Raw genomic sequence first — 17,736 nt, 5'->3', positions numbered from 1 at the left:
GCGCGCGAGGCCGCTGACAACCCTCATCCTGTGCAGACAGGATGGATGAAATACAATAAAAAATCAGGAAAATCAACGCATTGATTTTCATCTGCTTACCATAAAGAAGGAAAAAACCCGTTTTTTCCTTCTTTGTCAACAATCTGACGCGCGATGGTGCCTGAGCATGGGCAGCAGCCAGCGCTGCGCTTCGCGCACAATAGCCTGGTAATAGTCATCATCCAGCGTGCGCCACAGCCTTTGCAGCCAGATATCATTCCCTTCGCCTGCTATGGTCTGGTTGCCTTCCCAGGCCTGCGCCAGCTTCGCACGCGCTTTGCGCTGGGTTTCTTCATCCCAACTGATACTGTCGTTTTGCGCGTCATAGCAGGTTTTCAACCAGGCGCCGCCGCTGTCAGGCAACAGGATAAGCGGTTCGCGCATTCCTTCACGATATCCTTCCACCAGCGCGGTAAGCAGCGCCAGCGCTTCTTCGTGCGCCAGCACCGGGAAGGACCACATGCCTTCCCGTCGCCCCAGCAAGCGGCTGCTCCCCTCCCCGCCGCTCACGCAATAAACCAGATGTTCAAGCCAAAGCTGCAAGCCGTGCGGCATACGTAGCAAAGATGGGCGCCAGCGCAGCAGGCCGTCCGGCTGTACGTCGTGAAGCCAGCCGGTAAGCCGAACATCGCCCACTTGCAGGTTGATTTCCCGGTTTTCTCCCGGCTGGCGCGCTTGCAGCACTTTTCGGGCCAACGCCTGCATTTCATCATGCTGGGCTTCCCACAGGATATCGCCAAAAGCGCCATAGGGCAGCTCACCTGCCGCGCGATAACGCCGGTACAAGGCTTGCGGATCCTGCTGGCGAACCAGCGCGTTCAACAACTGCTGATTCATACGAAAACGCTTGAGCGCATCAAGGCTAAAAGGTTCGGTATCCGCCAGCCCGCTCTCCTGGCGGGCAAAGTTTACCCGCAGCCGCATCTGGAAAAACGCTCTGACGGGGTGACCCCAGAATCGCTGTAACTGCTCAAGTGAAATTTCTTCAAGCGGCTGCGCAACCAGCGGCTGAATAAACGCAGGCGGCGCGGCGCCCTGCTCGCTGGCGGCCGCAAGCCACTCGCGCGCATAGCTCTGGAATTCGCCATCGCGTATAAAGCAGGCGGCGTCAAAGGGCGTGCGCGGGTGCTCGCAGGTAATATGGCGCGCCACGCATTGCGCGCTTTCATCGCTGTCGCAGGCCTCATCGCCGGGCAGGTAGTGGCTATGGGCGATATAGTTCACTAACTCTTCAACCAGCACTGATGGGAACCGTTCACTGTTATCCTGCACTGACCGGCCAATATAGCTAATCCACAGACGCTGCTGCGCGGAAACGAGCGCTTCAAGAAACAGATAACGATCGTCGTCGCGGCGGCTGCGATCCCCGCGTTCCGGTTTTTCGCTCATCAAATCAAAGCCAGGCGGCGGCAATACGCGCGGATAAACACCGTCGTTCATTCCCAGCAGGCACACAACGCGAAAGGGAATGGATCGCATCGGCATCAGTGTACAAAAGTTTACCGGCCCGGCGAGGAAACGCTGGCTGATACGCTCCTGGTCCAGACGAAAAGCCAGCTCATCGCGCAGCAGCGTAAGGGGAACCTCTTTTTGATAGCAGGCCTCTGTTCCCTGCTTTATCAGCGTCTGCCAGTGCTGTTCGATTAGCGCCAGCGCCGCTTCAGCATCGGGGTCTGGTAAAAAGAACGCGTTTAGCATATCGCGGCACAGCGCCAGCCACTGCGCCAGCGTACGCGGCTGCGCCAGCGCGATACGCCAGCGGTTCAACTGCGCCAGTAAATCCGCCAGATGCCCAACCAGCCCCGCAATCAGCCCGCTGGATTCATCATACGGCAACACCGACTGCCATTCGCCCGCTTCGCTGTCCATCGCATAACCAAGCAGCATGCGCGTCAAACCAAATTGCCAGGTATGCTGGCCGGTGACCGGCAGCCCTATTTCCCGAACATTGTTGTCATCCAGCCCCCAGCGCACGCCGGATTCCTCTACCCACTGGCGTAGAAATTGCAGCCCTTCTTCATCAATATTGAAGCGCGCGGCAAGCGAGGGAACTTCAAGCAGCGCCAGCACATCCTCTGATACAAAACGACTGTCCGGCAGCGAGAGCAGCGTAAGAAAAGCCTGAACAGCCGGGTGCGCCTGACGCGCCCGGCGATCGGAAATAGCAAAAGGCAGCCGCCTGTCACCGTCTGCGCTGCCAAAAACGGCCTGAATAAACGGGCTATAGCTGTCAATATCCGCCACCATGACGATAATATCGCGCGGCGTCAGCGTCGGATCATTTTCCAGCATCGCCAGAAGCTGATCGTGCAGCACTTCCACTTCGCGCTGCGGGCTGTGGCATATGTGAATTGAAATACTGCGATCGCCTGGGTCGAGACGTCGTTTATTGTCGCTGCGTTCGAATGCGTCTTCCGTTAGCCCTGCCACTTCGCTGTCCTGCAACTCCAGCAAATCGCCCTGTAAGCGGTGCAGCATGTTATCGTCAGGCATATCCACAAAGGCATCCACCTCTTGCGCCTGCTCCAGCCCGGATAATAAAAAGCTGTAGTCGCGCCCGAGCTTGCCCCATGAGGCCAGCAACGGGTTGCTCACCTCCTGTACGCCGTCATCGTTAAATAACCCAGCCGCGCCAGCGCTATCTTTGAACAGCGGCTGCGCGCAATCGCTATTATGCTTACGCCGCTGTTTACCTACCAGGCGCGCCAGAAACGCCGGGTCTTTAATATCGCCCCAGTAATAGCGGCAGGGATTGGTGAACAACAGGTGGATCTCAATATGGCGGCCCAGCGCCTGTAACGCATTCAGATAAACCGGCGGCAGCGCCGGGATACCGCAAATGAATATCCGCGACGGCAGGCCCGGCGGGCAGGTTTTGGCCTGCTCAAGAGCATGGATAAACCGGCTGTAGAGATTGGCGCGGTGCCAGCGCGGCTGACCGAGGTTGTCGGTAAGCTCGCTAAGTTTCCGCCATAGCGTAGCCTGCCAGCGCTGAACCTCGCTAAGCCCTTCCACCTCGCCGCCCGCTTCCCAGCGCAGCAGCCACTGCGGGCGATAAATCAGATAATGGTCAAACAAATCTGCAACGCGGCTTGCCAGTTGATATTGCTTACGGCAGTCGCTATCTTCAGCCAGATACAGGCGCAGCGTTTCAAATTCAGGTAGTTCAAGGCAGCCTGGTAGTAAGCTCATTAACTTCCAGGTCATACTGCTTTTGCTAAAGGCGCTCTCTTGCGGAATATCTGGCAATACGCGCACAAACATCTCCCAGATAAAGCGGGAAGGCAGCGGAAAGTGGATATTAGCAGCAATGCCGAAGCGGCGCGCCAGCATCATTTGCAGCCACTGCGACATACCGACGCTCTGTACCAGCACCGTTTCAGGCTCAAAGGGATCGCCCAGCGGCTGGCGTTCCATAATAAACGCCATAATTTCTTCCAGCACATCCAGCCGGTTGGAGTGATACACCCGCAACATAAACTCGCCCTCTTAAACCCTGCAATGTCTGGCGACGTTGAATCATTATTTAACCAGCGCACCCACAGGGATGCGCGGCGTTTTACGTTATATTTGTTTGCCTGATGCGTAAACAGGCATTTTTTGCGCCGCGTTATAACGGGCTAATCCGCAGGCGGATCGCTTAAGTAAGCGTTTAACGGGCAATGCAGACGGTAGAGCTTACCGCTATAGCCCGCCTGCCCGACCAGCGAAACCGTGATGCTGACACATCCCAGGCGCGGTGTCTCGCTTCGCGTAATCTGTTTGTTATCCGACCCTGGCGCCATAACATCGGTTTGCTGTTCAAGCTCCCGCCATAGCCGCAGCGCCTGGCTTTGCGCGCGCAGCCCCAGAGCCAGCGCGCGTTGCCAGTTTGCCAGTCCTGCGCAAACAGTAGCCAGCATCAGCAGCGCCAGCAGCGTTTCCGGGAAGCTGAACCCACGGGCGCCGCCGCTCATGGCGCACATTGCGCAGTATCCGCCAGCGGGCAAAAGTCACTCCACCCGCGCGGGTTAAACATAATCCTCCCGGCCGACAGCGAAGCCCGCCGCCAGAAACGCAGCAGGCCTTCATCGTCCTGCCCTAAAAGCAACAGGCCGCTGTCCAGCGCTCGCACACAGGCCACGCCTCCTCCCTGCGCCGCCAGACACTGCCACGCGGGCTGCGCCTGCCAGCGCTGCGTCAATGCCCACGACAGCGCGCTGTGCGCCTGCGTCGCTGCGCGAATACGCCGTATTTCAATACCGACGCCCTGCATTCTTAATTCATACACCTGTTCCAGCCCGCGCAGCAGCAGAACGCCAAACAGCATCAGCAGCAGCACAGCCGCCATCATAGCGCTACCGTTCTGGCCTCTCACAGGTTAAACCCGCTAACGCTATACGCCTTTTCCACCGGCGCGCTTCCTGGCTGAGGCGCTCTTGCCCGCAGCATCACGGTAATGCGCGGTGCAAAAGGAGGCCGTTCAACGCGCCGCACCTGGAATGTATCAATCCACAGACGCTCAGCGTCACTCATTTTTTCCCAACCGACGCCGGCGCAGTTCACTTTGCCGCTGAAGGTTTCCAGCGCGCCGCCTTTCAGGCGGTACCCCACTTGTTCACTGCCTGCTCCAAAAGCCTTTTCGCGCCACGCAATGACGCAGCGCCCGCCGTCTACCAGCCGCAGTCCTTCAGCACGACACTCGCTGTGACAGTAGCCCGCGCGCTGTAGCGTTTTGCCTATAGTCGCGGCCAGACGCCACAGCGTATCTTCCAGATACTGCTGCTGCGCTTCCTGCAGGGTTATCAGTTGCAGCATCGGCAACAGGCGGCTACCTGCCAGCAGCAGCAAGCTTCCTGTTGCCGTAGCCAGCAGCGCCTCCGGCAGGGTAAAACCTCGCATTACCGGCATCCCGCCTCCCCCGCCCGACACAGGCGAATGCGCCCCCAGGTTGAAATCACCGCCCGCCTACGCCCCGCCTCATTTTCCAGCGTAATATGCCCGTTCCATGCGGTGTTGCGCAGGCCGAAAAATGTCAACCCTGGGGTAAATTCCGCCAGCGTCACGCCCGGCCACGGCGGCATCCAGATACGGCGGCTGGGCGCATGGCATACAGAAGCGGCGGCTGCTTCTGCGCTCAAACACCAGAGTTCGCCGTTACGTATAACGACCAGTACGCGCTCACGGTTGAAGGCGTTAGCCTCGTCACGCTGCTGCTGTAGCCATACCAGCAATGACCGCGCGCTCTGTTCAAGCCGCTGGCGTTGCTGCCACTTTTGCCAGCCGCGCATGCCGCCCATGCTCAGCATTGCCGTCGCCGCCAACACAATCATCAATTCCATGAGGCTATAGCCCCGCTGTTTTCTGCCCATAGCGGCAGTCTGGAGATATTCCCCGCATAATCCAGTCGCAAAAACGGCGTCTACGAGGCAGCGCGCAATAAATCAGCACGCTGTGCAGCAGGTTGCAGTCATTCAGGAAGCCGCAATGAAAAACGGCGCGCTAAGCGCGCCGCGAGACGGCTGACACACCCCAACCTGTCGCAGACAGGATGGATGAAACTCATTAAAAAATAGGGAAAATCAATGCATTGATTTTCGCCTGCTTGCCAAAAAGAAGGAAAAACCCCGTTTTTTCCTTCTTTATCAACAATCTGACGGCGCGCTAAGCGCGCCGCGAGACGGCTGACACACCCCATTCTGTCGCAGACAGGATGGATGAAACTCAATAAAAAATAGGGAAAATCAATGCATTGATTTTCGCCTGATTACCACAAAGAAGGAAAAACCCCGTTTTTTCCTTCTTTATCAACAATCTGACGGCGCGCTAAGCGCACCGCTTGTGAGAAGTGTCAAACCGCCACCGGCGCTTTGATTGCCGGATACGGATCGTAGCCCTCAATATCAAAATCTTCAAAGCGGTAGTCAAACAGCGAAGCCGGCTTGCGTTTAATCACCAATTTCGGCAGCGGGCGCGGCTCGCGCGTAAGCTGCAGGTTCGCTTGCTCAAGGTGATTGCTGTAAAGATGCGTATCGCCGCCAGTCCAGACAAAATCGCCCACCTCAAGCCCGCACTGCTGCGCCAGCATATGCACCAACAACGCATAGCTGGCAATGTTAAACGGCAGGCCCAGGAAGACATCGCAGGAGCGCTGGTAAAGCTGGCAGGAGAGGCGGCCGTCCGCTACGTAAAACTGGAAAAACGCATGGCACGGCGCCAGCGCCATCTGTTCCAGCTCGCCCACATTCCATGCAGAAACAATAATGCGGCGCGAATCCGGATCGGTTTTAAGCTGCTCGACCACTTTTGCAATCTGATCGATGCTTCGTCCGTCAGGCGCCCCCCAGGCGCGCCACTGCTTACCGTAAACCGGGCCAAGGCTGCCGTTCTCATCGGCCCATTCATCCCAGATGGTGACATTGTTTTCACGCAGCCAGGCAATATTGGTGTCGCCCTTAAGAAACCAGAGCAGTTCATAAATAATCGAGCGTAAATGGCAGCGTTTGGTGGTCACCAGCGGGAAGCCTTCACGTAAATCAAAGCGCATCTGATGGCCGAAGAGCGACAGCGTGCCGGTACCGGTACGATCGTTCTTCGGCGTGCCTTCAGCCAATACTTTTGCCATTAAATCCAGGTACTGTTTCATTGCTTCCTCACGAAATCTGCTGCTGCGGGCGGCGGCGATAGGCCCAAATCATCATCGCAATACCGGCCACAATCATCGGCAGGGAGAGGATTTGTCCCATGCTGATGTACTGTACCCAGGCGCCAGTAAACTGCGCGTCCGGCTGGCGGAAAAATTCCACAATAATGCGAAACGCCCCGTAGCCTATCAGGAACAGACCGGATACCGCGCCGGTGGGGCGCGGCTTGCGAATAAACAGGTTCAGGATGATAAACAGCACAATCCCCTCAAGCGCCATTTCATAAAGCTGCGACATATGGCGCGGCAGCGAACCATAGGTATTAAACAGCGCCTGCCATTGCGGATGAGTCTGCAGCAGGCCAAGATCCTCGCTGCGCGAGCCAGGGAAGAGCATCGTAAAGCGAAAGTCCGGATCCACGCGGCCCCACAGTTCTCCGTTAATAAAGTTGCCAAGCCGCCCGGCGCCGAGGCCAAAGGGGATGAGCGGCGCGATAAAGTCCGATACCTGAAAAAAGGTGCGTTTGGTACGGTATGCGAAGATGAACATTACGCAGATAACGCCGATCAGGCCGCCGTGGAACGACATGCCGCCATCCCAGACGCGGAACAGGTAAAGTGGATCGTCCAGAAACAGCGGCAGGTTGTAAAACAGCACATAGCCGATGCGCCCTCCCAGGAAAACGCCGAGAAAACCGGCATAAAGCAGATTTTCAACTTCCGTTTTACTCCAGCCGCTGCCTGGGCGGTTCGCCCGGCGCACGGCCAGCCACATCGCGAAAACAAACCCCACCAGATACATCAATCCGTACCAGTGGAGCGACACCGGGCCTATAGAAAAAATCACCGGATCGAAGTTAGGAAAACGCAGATAGCCACTATTCATCTGTCACCATAATGCTTTGTTATATAACCAGAAAAATTGGCAGGCGTTACGCTGCGCGCCACAAAGACGCGCGCCTGAAGCAGCGGATAATAGCATAAAGCGCTGCAGTAATGCCGATGCGCTGATGTAAAAGAAAGGTAACGAAATTTGCCCAATACGCGGCTTACAGGCCGCCGCGAATAAGCCCGCCCATGCCGCGCCGCTCCATAAACGCCGCGACCTGGTGGCGCACTTCCACGGCCATCTGCATCTCCAGGCTGCGCTGCGCCAGATCCCGGGCTTCAGCGGCGTCGATATGGCGCAGCAGGTATTTCACGCGCGCCACCGAACGGCCATTCATAGAAAGTTGGTGATAGCCCATACCTATCAAAAGCGCAACGCACATAGGATCGCCCGCCATTTCACCACACAGACTAAGCGTAATTCCAAGCGCCTTCGCCGTCGTGGAGATTGTGCTCAGCGCCCGTAAAACGGCGGGATGCAAGCTGTCATACAGCCCTGCCACATGGGTATTGTTACGATCAACCGCCAACAGATACTGCGTCAGGTCATTAGAACCTACCGAGATAAAATCCACCCGTCCCCTGAGCTGGGGAAGCATAAAGATCATGGAAGGCACTTCAATCATTACGCCAATACGCGGCATGGGGATGGCGTATCCCAACCCATCTTCCACTTCCTGTCGCGCCCGATCAATCAGGCGACGCGCCTCATCCACTTCCTCAATGCTGGTTATCATTGGCAGCAAAACGCCAAGGTTATCGGTTGCCACATTAGCGCGCAGCATCGCGCGCACCTGAATCAGGAAGATCTCCGGCTGATCGAGCGTAATGCGGATACCGCGCCAGCCCAGGCAGGGGTTCTCTTCACTGATAGGCATATAGGGAAGCTGTTTATCCGCCCCGACATCCAGCGTACGTAGCGTTACCGGCTTGTCATGGAATATTTGCAGCATCCCCTGATACTGAGCAACCTGCTCTTCTTCCGATGGAAAACCGCTTTGCAGCATAAACGGTATTTCGGTGCGATACAGACCAATGCCGTCGATATAAACGCCCAGCTTTTGTTCATGCTCGGGGCTGAGGCCTGCGTTAAGCATCACCTGTATCCGCTCGCCGCTTTTAAGCCGCGCAGGTTGAGCGGCTTCGCCTTCGGCAAGCTTACTCAGCGCGTCTTCTTCGTTAATCAGCCGGCGATATTCCGCCAGCAGCACCGGTTCAGGATCGATAAGCACTTCGCCGCGGTAACCATCCACGACCAGCATTCTGCCCTGCAATAGCGCAGGCTGAATATCGGCGCCCATTACCGTAGGCACGCCCATCGCACGCACCATAATGGCCGCGTGTGAGTTAGCGGCCCCGTCGCGCACGACCACGCCCGCCAGCCTGTCGGCAGGCAGCTCCGCAAGCGTCGCTGCGGAGAGTTCGTCAGCCACCAGCACAAAACGCGAAGGCCAGACGCTGGGGCCTGGAAGCGTTATATCAAGATGGAACAACAGGCGCTGGCCCAGCATGCGCAAGTCCCCCGCGCGCTCTTTCATATATCCGTCGCTAAGCGCGGCAAACTGGGCTGCAAATTTCTCGATAACCTGTTTTACCGCCCACTCAGCGACGTAGCCTTTATCCACCTCCATATACAGCTCGCGACGCAGGCGGGCATCGGCCAGCAGGTGGGAGTAAAGGTCAAAAATAGCGGCCGTTTCTTTTTGCGCGCCGGCGGCAAAGCGATTGCTAAAGCGCCGAAACTCCGCCGACGCCTCTTCAAGCGCCGTCGTCAGGCGCTCGCGTTCCTGCGCCGGATTAAGCGCCGATGCCTCGGTAACCTGCTCCAGTAGCGGCAATGTGGCGTCCACCCAGCCTTCGGCCACCGCCACGCCAGGCGAGGCCGCCAGCGCGCGAATACGCGACTGGCGATATTGACCAAACAGCGCCGTCAGGCGGGACTGGGAGAGAATGGCCGCCATTTGCGTCGCCAGCGTGACGAGAAACGATTCTTCGCCTTCGTCGAACTGGCGCAGCTCGCGCTGCTGTACGACCAGCACGCCAAGCAACTGGCGGCGCTGAATAATCGGCACCCCAAGGAAGGAGCGAAATTTATCTTCTTTAACGACGGGGATGTACTTGAAACTGGGATGCTTATGCGCATCGGCAAGGTTAATCGGCTCGGCCAGGCGGCCGACCAGGCCGACCAGACCTTCGTCAAAGGCCAGCGCTACCGTGCGATTACGCGGTTTTTTCAAACCGCGGGTCGCCATCAGGTAGTAGCAGCGGCGCTCATGGTCTGCGAGGTATACCGAACAGACTTCGGTGTCCATCGCCTGGCAGATATCATCGACAAGAATACGCAGCGCCTCGTTCAGACGCGGCGCGCTGGCGACTTTTTCGACAATTTCACGCAGCACAGTGAGCATAGACGTGTGGCTTAACCTCGTTTTCTCCGCCAGCCGGAGGACGTATTGCGCACCGGGGTATTCTCCTGGAGCGGCATAACGGTGCCGACAAACTCTTTCATCACCCGGCGATAAACGTCGCGTTTAAACGAAACAACCTGGCGTACCGGATACCAGAAGCTGACCCAGCGCCAGCCGTCGAATTCCGGCGTACCGCTGGTGTGCAGATTAATATCGCTGTCGCTGCCGGTCAGTTGTAAAAGAAACCATTTCTGTTTTTGGCCAATACAAACCGGCTTTGTGTCCCAACGCACCAAACGTTTCGGTAATTTGTAGCGCAGCCAGTTTCGGGTCGAAGCCAGCAGGCGGACATCCTTACGATGCAGCCCTACCTCTTCAAACAATTCCCGATACATCGCCTGTTCCGCAGATTCGCCCGGATTGATGCCTCCCTGGGGAAACTGCCAGGAGTGTTGACCAAAACGCCTGGCCCACATGACCTGGCCCTGCCGGTTACAAATAACGATACCAACGTTTGGGCGGTAGCCATCATCGTCGATCACGGGACTACCTCAAAAAAAACTGAATAAGCACGATTGTTTCACACTCGCGTAAGCCGGTAAACCACTCTCTTGACGGGACGCGACCGGTATAACGTTTGAATAATTCACAAATCTGAAGGTAGTTATAAACAATCAACACCCTTTCAGCGCGCTTTTATTCACTTTTTCTGTGGATATCACTGTGAAGAACCAACGGATGAGCGCGGGAAAACTTTATATTTACGCCTTCAGGCAAAATAACAAAGAGAGAATAATGTATTTATATTTAACAGGATAGTGTAATTTTGCCCCGCTCTTATCCCGAGTTTGTGACGCTGTTCACGTTCCTCTCCCGACCACTGATGAAATATCGAACAGCGCCGTTTTTATCCACAAATTATGCCAATAAGTTAGACGCAAATTGCCGTAAAACGGCAAAATACCCCTGCGTCAAGGCTGTAAATGGAAACAGTGGTAAGGATTTTTCCCGGTTATCCCATTTTTCTGTGGATAACCTGGTGTAAGATCCTGTTCATTGTCGGTGACAAGAAATGGAAAACCGGCTTTACCGTAGCGCCGTGCTGACAGCAGGCTGACAAAAATCCATATAAATCATGTTATTGTAAATATCGCCTTTACCGGAGTACACTTCACCTCCGTGCGGTAATATTTTCGCTCAATTTTTAACCACTCCGTCGACCTCATGGAAACTCTACAACCCTTGCGTCACCCGCCTCGCAGCGAAGAAGAACTAATGCGCCAGGCCAGCCGACTGGCGGGCTACAGCCTTAGCGAACTGGCTACGCTGGCGGGTTTGCCCATTCCGGGCGATTTAAAGCGTGATAAAGGCTGGATTGGCGTGCTGCTTGAACTGTGGCTGGGCGCCAGCGCCGGCAGCAAACCAGAGCAGGATTTCGCCGCTATCGGCGTTGAACTGAAAACCATTCCTGTCGACAAGCTTGGCCGCCCGCTGGAAACCACGTTTGTGTGCGTCGCGCCGCTTACGGGCAATACGGGGGTAGTCTGGGAGACCAGCCATGTGCGCCATAAGCTGCATCGGGTGCTGTGGGTGCCGGTTGAGGGCGAACGCCGTATCCCCCTGGGCGAGCGCCGTGTCGGAACGCCGCTGCTGTGGAGCCCGTCGGCGCAGGAAGAAGAACAACTGCGTCGCGACTGGGAAGAATTGATGGATCTCATCGTGCTGGGCCGGGTTGAAAAAATTACCGCCCGTCACGGAGAAGTGCTCCAGCTACGCCCCAAAGCCGCCAACAGCCGCGCATTAACGGAAGCCGTAGGCGCGCACGGCGAGGCAATCCTGACGCTGCCGCGAGGTTTTTATCTGAAAAAACCGTTCACTGCGGCCCTTCTTGCGCGGCACTTTCTGCTATAGCCGCCGTTTATGCTCCGCAACGCGTGGCGTATACTGTAGTTGACCGTCCTCTGCCGGGCGGATTTTTATTTTCTTATTTCACAGGATGACAAATGTTGCTCGCATGGATAACAGACCCCAACGCCTGGCTGGCGCTCGGCACGCTGACGCTGCTCGAAATCGTGCTTGGGATCGATAATATTATTTTTCTCTCCCTGGTCGTCGCCAAACTGCCAAAGCATCAGCAGAATAAAGCGCGCCGCCTGGGTCTTACAGCGGCCATGATGATGCGTCTGGCGCTGCTGGCATCCATTGCCTGGATAAGTCACCTGACTGCGCCATTATTCCAGTTATTTGGCCACACCGTCTCAGCACGCGGCCTGATACTGCTGTGCGGCGGCCTGTTTCTTATCTGGAAATCCAGTAAAGAAATTCACGAAACGATTGAAGGCGGCGGCGAAGAAACCAAAACCAGTGTCCACTCCTTTTGGGGCGCGATTGTGCAAATCATGGTGCTGGATATCATCTTTAGCCTGGATTCCGTCATTACCGCCGTCGGCCTCTCCGATCATCTTATTATTATGATGGCCGCCGTAGTCATTGCGGTTGGCGTAATGATGTTTGCCGCGCGCCCTATCGGCGAATTTGTGGACAGACATCCGTCTGTGAAAATGCTGGCGCTCGCTTTTCTTATTCTGGTGGGCTTCACGCTAATGCTGGAAAGCTTCGATATCGACGTGCCAAAAGGCTATATTTACTTCGCAATGTTCTTTTCCATGCTGGTTGAAGTGCTTAATCTCGTGCGTAATAAAAAGAACCCGCTTTGAACTACAGCCCCCTGCCGCAGGGGGTCATTTATGACAAAAATCAGGCCATTTTAAGATTTTCATACTTTTTTTCTCCATAAAGCCAGGCTATTACTAGACTTATCGAAAGGATAAACCGGGCGAGGATCAAAATAATGAAAAAATGGGCTGTTGCCATTTCTGCCGTAGGCATTGTATTCGCAGTCTCCGGCTGTACCAGCGATTACGTTATGGCGACCAAAGACGGCAGAATGATTCTGACAGAAGGCAAACCTGAAATAGACGATGATACCGGGTTGGTTAAATATCGGGACATTCAGGGCAACGAGATGCAAATCAACCGCAATGACGTATCACAAATCATTGAGCGCTAAAGAATAAGCAAGGTCAGTTTACTGCTGACCTTTTTTATAAGTTGCTACGCTTCCCCCTTTCCCTTTTCTGCGCCCTCTGCCATTGTTAAGGCTCTTTGCGTCGGGGCTCCTGCTCCGCCGCCGTTGCACAAGAATGAGAAAAGGAAACCGGCAATGCATTATCACCGCATCCCTCACAGCTCGCTGGAAATCAGCGCACTCGGTCTTGGCACAATGACCTTTGGTGAGCAAAACAGTGAAGCCGATGCTCATACACAGCTCGATTATGCCGTAAGCCAGGGTATCAATTTAATAGACGTCGCGGAAATGTATCCTGTCCCGCCGCGTCCGCAAACGCAGGGCCTGACGGAAACTTATGTCGGCAACTGGCTTAACAAACGCGGCAGCCGTGAAAAACTTATCATCGCCTCCAAAGTGAGCGGCCCCACGCGCAACGGCGATAGCGGCATTCGCCCAAACCAGATACTGGATCGCAAAAATATCCGCGAAGCGCTTGATGCCAGTCTGAAACGTCTGCAAACCGATTATCTCGATCTTTATCAGGTACACTGGCCGCAGCGCACGACCAACTGCTTTGGCAAACTCGGTTATAGCTGGAACGACGATCCGCTGCCGGTCACGCTGCTGGAAACCCTTGAGGCGCTCACCGAATGCCAGCGAGCGGGTAAAATTCGCTATATCGGCGTTTCGAATGAAACCGCCTGGGGCGTCATGCGCTATCTGGCGCTGGCTGAAAAACACAATCTTCCGCGCATCGTCACTATCCAGAACCCCTACAGTCTGCTTAACCGCAGCTTTGAAGTGGGCCTTTCGGAAATCAGCCAGCGCGAAGGCGTTGAGCTGCTGGCCTATTCCTGCCTGGCTTTTGGCGTGCTAACTGGAAAATACCTTAACGGCGAAAAGCCCGCCGGCGCGCGCAACACGTTATTTAGCCGCTTTACGCGCTACAGCGGCGAGCAGTCGGAGAAAGCCGTAGCCGCTTATGTGGATGTGGCAAAACGCCACGGGCTTGACCCGGCGCAGATGGCGCTGGCCTTCGTGCGCCAGCAAAAATTCGTTGCCAGCACGCTGCTTGGCGCCACCACGCTTGCGCAGTTGAAAACGAATGTGGAAAGCCTGCGCCTGACGCTTAGCGAAGCAGCGCTGGCCGAACTGGAAGCCGTTCACCGAACGTATACCTATCCGGCGCCGTAAACTGTTTTGTCGGCCACATTTGCGGCCGACGCTACAACTTACCGGCAACGACGCTTCCAGTACCACAGCGCGGCAATCGCCAGCGCGAATAATGCGCCAAACCCTACGCCGATACCCACCGCCGGAGCGCCGGCTTTCACCGCCAGCGAATAAAGCCCGAGCATCAGCAGCATGGCCGCATTCTCGCCCAGATTCTGCACCGCAATAGCATTACCCGCCCCGACCGTTTTTTTACCGCGATCCTGCAGCAGCGCATTGAGCGGCACCACAAAAAAGCCGCCGAGCATACCCGTTAGCGCCAGCAGCAGGTAAGAGGGAAGCTGCGCATTTTGCACGGCCAAAAACCCTACCGCCACGCCAATCAACACGCCAGCGGGCATACAGCGCGCGACGGTTTTCAGCGTAACCAGCTTCGCCGCCGCGCCGGCGCCGACTACGATACCAACCGCCACCGAGGCGTTAAGATAGGTCGGGGTGGCGTTGTCGGTAATGCCCAGCGCCGCCGGCACCCACAAAACCAGCAGGAAGCGCAGCGTCACGCCCGCGCCCCAGAACAGGCTGGTGCCAAGCAGCGAAAAGCGCGTTTCGCCATCGCGCCACAGCGTAGCGCAGGCAGCGAAAAAACCGCGCGCCATCGCAGCCGGATGCCAGGTATGGCCCGGGCGCGCCGCCGCAAGCCGCGGGATGAGCAAATTCGCGGCAACGGCAATGGCATAGGCCAGCACGCATACGCCCAGCGCCGCCGTCAGGCTCCAGTCAGCCAGCACGCCTCCCGCCATTGACCCCAGCAGGATAGCGGCGATAGTCGACGATTCCATCAGGCCATTGGCTTTCACCAGCCTGTCGCCGGTGGTCAGTTCGCCGAGAATACCGTACTTGGCGGGCGAATAAGCCGCCGCGCCAATCCCGACCAGCATATAGCCAATAAAGGGGTTGAAGCCAAAACAAATCGCGCCGGCGCCAAACAGTTTCAGGGCATTGGCGCCCATCATGACCCGCCCCTTGGCAAAACTGTCGGCCACCTGGCCGACAAAAGGCGCAAACAGGATGTACGCCGCTACAAACGCCATTTGCAGCACAGGCTGGCTCCAGTCCGGGTAGAAACGCGCCTTGAGCACTGCCAGCGTGACAAACAGTAGCGCGTTATCGCCAAAGGCTGAGAAAAACTGCGCGGCGATAACCGCCATCATTCCCCGGGAATAGAGCGTCTGGCCGCTGGCCGATGCGGAAGTGTCAGCCATGAATATTCTCCGCATCGTCCAGCATAGTTTTCAGGGCAACAAAATCCGGCTTGCCGCTGCCAAGCAGCGGCAGTTGCTTAAGCACGCGGATATCACGCGGCACCGCCAGCTCCGGTACGCCGGCGCTGCGCGCCTGTTGCAGCAGGCGTTCACGCGTCAGTTGCGCATCCGTGGTGAACAGCACCAGCGCCTCACCCTTGCTGGCGTCGGTTTTAATCACGGTAGCGTGAAGTTTTTCAGGCGAAACCGCCAGCGCCACCTGCTCAACCGTTTCCAGCGACACCATCTCTCCGGCAATTTTCGCAAACCGTTTAGCGCGCCCCTGGATAACGCAGTAGCCCTGTTCGTCAAAGGTCACGATATCGCCGGTATCGTACCAGCCCTTTTCCTTCTCGCCGCGCGCATTTTCAGCCTCTGGCGCTTCCAGCACGCCGGGGTTTTCCACGCGCAGATAACCTTTCATGATGTTTGGCCCGCGCAACTGCAGGCGCCCGCCGTCTTCAATGCCGGGCACGGCCATCAGGCGCGCGTCCATCGCGGGTAAAATACGTCCCACAGTGCCCGACTTTGCCGCCATTGGCACATTGATGGAGACTACCGGCGCGCACTCGGTGACGCCATAGCCTTCCAGAACACGCAGACCAAATTTTTCCTGCCAGAGACGGCGCGTGTTTTCCTGTAATTTTTCGGCCCCGGCCACCACATAACGCACGCGGTAGAAGTCGTAAGGATGGGCGAAACGCGCATAGTGGCCCAGGAAGGTTGAGGTGGCGAAAATGACGGTACAGTTACGATCGTAAGTCAGCTCCGGCACTACGCGATAGTGCAGCGGGCTTGGGTAGAGAAAGACCTGCGCGCCTGTCAGCAGCGGCGTAAACAGCCCCACCGTCAAGCCAAAAGAGTGAAATAGCGGCAGCGCCGACATAAACTTGTCATCAGCCGTAAAATCGGCCACGGCGCGTATCTGCTCAACGTTCGCCAGCAGGCTCTTATGGCTGTGCACCACGCCCTTTGGACTGCCCTCCGAGCCTGATGTAAACAGCACCATCGCCGCATCCTCAGGCGCCTGCTTAACCTGCGCCAGCTTAGGCGCAAACGCGTGCGAAAAAATCCACAGTTTATCGGCAAGCGTCGCCTCGCCTTTAAGATCTTCAAGAAACACCCAGCGCACGCCGGTAAGCTGTTCCGGCAGATGCCACAGTTTGCCCTTGTCCATAAACTGACGCGAGGTAAACACAGTCTGGATTTGCGCTGCGGTAATCGCCGCGTTCAGCCCCTTAACGCCAGCGGTATAGTTCATCATAGCCGGAATACGCCCGCGACAGACGGCGCCAAAAATAACCGCAGCGCTGATGGCGGCATTGGGCAGCATCAGGCCTATCGTTTCCCGCCGTTTGCTGTATTTTTCCAGAATGCGGGCAACAAACAGGGTTTTCATCAGCAGCTTGCGGTAGCTGTCCGGCGTGAAATTAATATCCTCAATACAGCGTTTACTTTCGCCGTAACGATATTGCGCGGCAAGCAGCGCATCAAACAGCGTATGACGTGGGCGCACCGCCATTTGCGCTTCCATCATAATCTGATGCAGCGTTTCACCGGCCAGACGGCGGCGCGCTCTGGCGCTCGGCGCGACCGGCATGGGTATACTGGTCGGCGGCAGAATATGCAGGGTAATGCGCGGAAATAACCGCTGGCGCACACGCCCTTTCAGGCGGCTGAAGTAAGTCAGCTCCGCGCCGTCAATACGCACCGGCACGACGGTTGCCTGTGATTTCGCCGCCACAAAGCCTGCTCCGTCATAAATTTTCATCAGCGAGCCGCTTACTGAGATGCGCCCTTCCGGGAAGATAACTACCGGCCTGCCCTGTTCCAACAGCCGAACCAGGTGCTTAACCGACATCGGTTTGCTCGGATCAAGCGGCACAAAATCAATCAGCGGCTTTAGCCAGCGCATAAACCAGCGATTGCTGATAGAGCTGTAAACGGCAAACACCGGGCGTACCGGTAAAAACAGCGCCAGCAGCACGCCGTCAATAAACGAAACGTGGTTGGGCGTAATAAGCACGCGCTGCTGCCTGAGCGCTGCAATATCGCCGGTTAACCGAACCCGAAACAGTACCTGACAGAGGTAACGAAAAAAGCGTAATAACATCTCAACTCCCTTTGTGGAAAAGGCAAAACCCAGGATTGCGGCCACTGCTGTGTGCCGTGCGCATCGCTACGCAGTAGCGGCGCGGCCTGCCGGTCAAGGGCGAACGGCAAAAGCCTGGTTGA

General features: G+C 56.5%; 16 protein-coding genes. 5 read left to right on the top strand and 11 right to left on the bottom strand.

Annotated features, from left to right (window positions below):
* Window positions 1-135: 135 nt before the first annotated feature.
* The 9 genes from recC to rppH form a co-directional block, all read right to left on the bottom strand.
* A complete protein-coding gene (gene recC, locus JJB97_RS06155) occupies window positions 136-3,516 on the bottom strand; it encodes an exodeoxyribonuclease V subunit gamma (RefSeq protein WP_238713152.1) in 3,381 nt (1,126 codons plus the stop codon).
* Window positions 3,517-3,659: 143 nt separating this feature from the next.
* Entirely contained in the window at window positions 3,660-4,004 is a 345-nt protein-coding gene (locus tag JJB97_RS06150) for a prepilin-type N-terminal cleavage/methylation domain-containing protein (protein WP_238713151.1), read from the bottom strand.
* Complete coding sequence (locus JJB97_RS06145; protein WP_238713150.1) at window positions 3,992-4,396, bottom strand: DUF2509 family protein; 405 nt, start codon at window positions 4,394-4,396, stop codon at window positions 3,992-3,994. The genes JJB97_RS06150 and JJB97_RS06145 overlap by 13 nt, the downstream gene beginning before the upstream one ends.
* Window positions 4,393-4,920: a prepilin peptidase-dependent protein gene (locus JJB97_RS06140; protein WP_238713149.1), complete on the bottom strand. Its 528-nt coding sequence runs from the start codon at window positions 4,918-4,920 to the stop codon at window positions 4,393-4,395. Before JJB97_RS06140 ends, JJB97_RS06145 begins: the two co-directional genes overlap by 4 nt.
* Entirely contained in the window at window positions 4,920-5,390 is a 471-nt protein-coding gene (locus tag JJB97_RS06135) for a prepilin peptidase-dependent protein (RefSeq protein ID WP_249938854.1), read from the bottom strand. Before JJB97_RS06135 ends, JJB97_RS06140 begins: the two co-directional genes overlap by 1 nt.
* Window positions 5,391-5,869: 479 nt before the next feature.
* The gene (gene thyA, locus JJB97_RS06130) at window positions 5,870-6,664 is read right to left on the bottom strand and encodes a thymidylate synthase (RefSeq protein WP_238713147.1); all 795 of its coding nucleotides are present in this window, start codon (window positions 6,662-6,664) and stop codon (window positions 5,870-5,872) included.
* Window positions 6,665-6,671: 7 nt separating this feature from the next.
* Window positions 6,672-7,547, bottom strand: coding sequence for a prolipoprotein diacylglyceryl transferase (lgt, locus tag JJB97_RS06125; RefSeq protein ID WP_238713146.1), 876 nt, complete (start codon window positions 7,545-7,547; stop codon window positions 6,672-6,674).
* A 163-nt stretch (window positions 7,548-7,710) separates the two neighbouring features.
* The gene (gene ptsP, locus JJB97_RS06120; protein ID WP_238713145.1) at window positions 7,711-9,957 is read right to left on the bottom strand and encodes a phosphoenolpyruvate--protein phosphotransferase; all 2,247 of its coding nucleotides are present in this window, start codon (window positions 9,955-9,957) and stop codon (window positions 7,711-7,713) included.
* A gap of 11 nt (window positions 9,958-9,968) precedes the next feature.
* On the bottom strand, window positions 9,969-10,499 hold the full coding sequence (gene rppH / locus JJB97_RS06115) for an RNA pyrophosphohydrolase (RefSeq protein ID WP_238713144.1): 531 nt from the start codon (window positions 10,497-10,499) through the stop codon (window positions 9,969-9,971).
* A gap of 441 nt (window positions 10,500-10,940) precedes the next feature.
* On the opposite strand from rppH, the gene JJB97_RS18540 reads away from it, so the two are divergent.
* From JJB97_RS18540 to JJB97_RS06095, 5 genes are all read left to right on the top strand, one after another.
* Window positions 10,941-11,063 (top strand): hypothetical protein, encoded by a 123-nt coding sequence (locus JJB97_RS18540; RefSeq protein ID WP_263457882.1) that lies wholly within the window; start codon window positions 10,941-10,943, stop codon window positions 11,061-11,063.
* Between the two features lie 118 nt (window positions 11,064-11,181).
* Window positions 11,182-11,868, top strand: coding sequence for a DNA mismatch repair endonuclease MutH (gene mutH, locus JJB97_RS06110; RefSeq protein WP_238713143.1), 687 nt, complete (start codon window positions 11,182-11,184; stop codon window positions 11,866-11,868).
* Window positions 11,869-11,960: 92 nt separating this feature from the next.
* Window positions 11,961-12,674: a TerC family protein gene (locus JJB97_RS06105; protein ID WP_238713142.1), complete on the top strand. Its 714-nt coding sequence runs from the start codon at window positions 11,961-11,963 to the stop codon at window positions 12,672-12,674.
* A gap of 134 nt (window positions 12,675-12,808) precedes the next feature.
* Window positions 12,809-13,027, top strand: coding sequence for a YgdI/YgdR family lipoprotein (locus JJB97_RS06100; RefSeq protein WP_238713141.1), 219 nt, complete (start codon window positions 12,809-12,811; stop codon window positions 13,025-13,027).
* Window positions 13,028-13,180: 153 nt separating this feature from the next.
* Entirely contained in the window at window positions 13,181-14,221 is a 1,041-nt protein-coding gene (locus tag JJB97_RS06095) for an NADP(H)-dependent aldo-keto reductase (RefSeq protein WP_238713140.1), read from the top strand.
* A gap of 38 nt (window positions 14,222-14,259) precedes the next feature.
* On the opposite strand, the gene lplT is transcribed toward JJB97_RS06095, so the two are convergent.
* Together lplT and aas are read right to left on the bottom strand one after the other, a co-directional pair.
* Window positions 14,260-15,462, bottom strand: a complete 1,203-nt coding sequence (gene lplT / locus JJB97_RS06090) for a lysophospholipid transporter LplT (RefSeq protein ID WP_238713139.1) — start codon at window positions 15,460-15,462, stop codon at window positions 14,260-14,262.
* Window positions 15,455-17,614: a bifunctional acyl-ACP--phospholipid O-acyltransferase/long-chain-fatty-acid--ACP ligase gene (aas, locus tag JJB97_RS06085; protein WP_238713138.1), complete on the bottom strand. Its 2,160-nt coding sequence runs from the start codon at window positions 17,612-17,614 to the stop codon at window positions 15,455-15,457. The genes lplT and aas overlap by 8 nt, the downstream gene beginning before the upstream one ends.
* Window positions 17,615-17,736: the final 122 nt, after the last annotated feature.

The organism is Tenebrionibacter intestinalis (assembly GCF_016632365.1).
In the GTDB taxonomy this organism is placed as follows: Bacteria; Pseudomonadota; Gammaproteobacteria; order Enterobacterales; family Enterobacteriaceae; genus Tenebrionibacter; species Tenebrionibacter intestinalis.
Note: the sequence above shows the minus strand (reverse complement) of the source record. Positions and strands in the feature narration are given on the sequence as shown.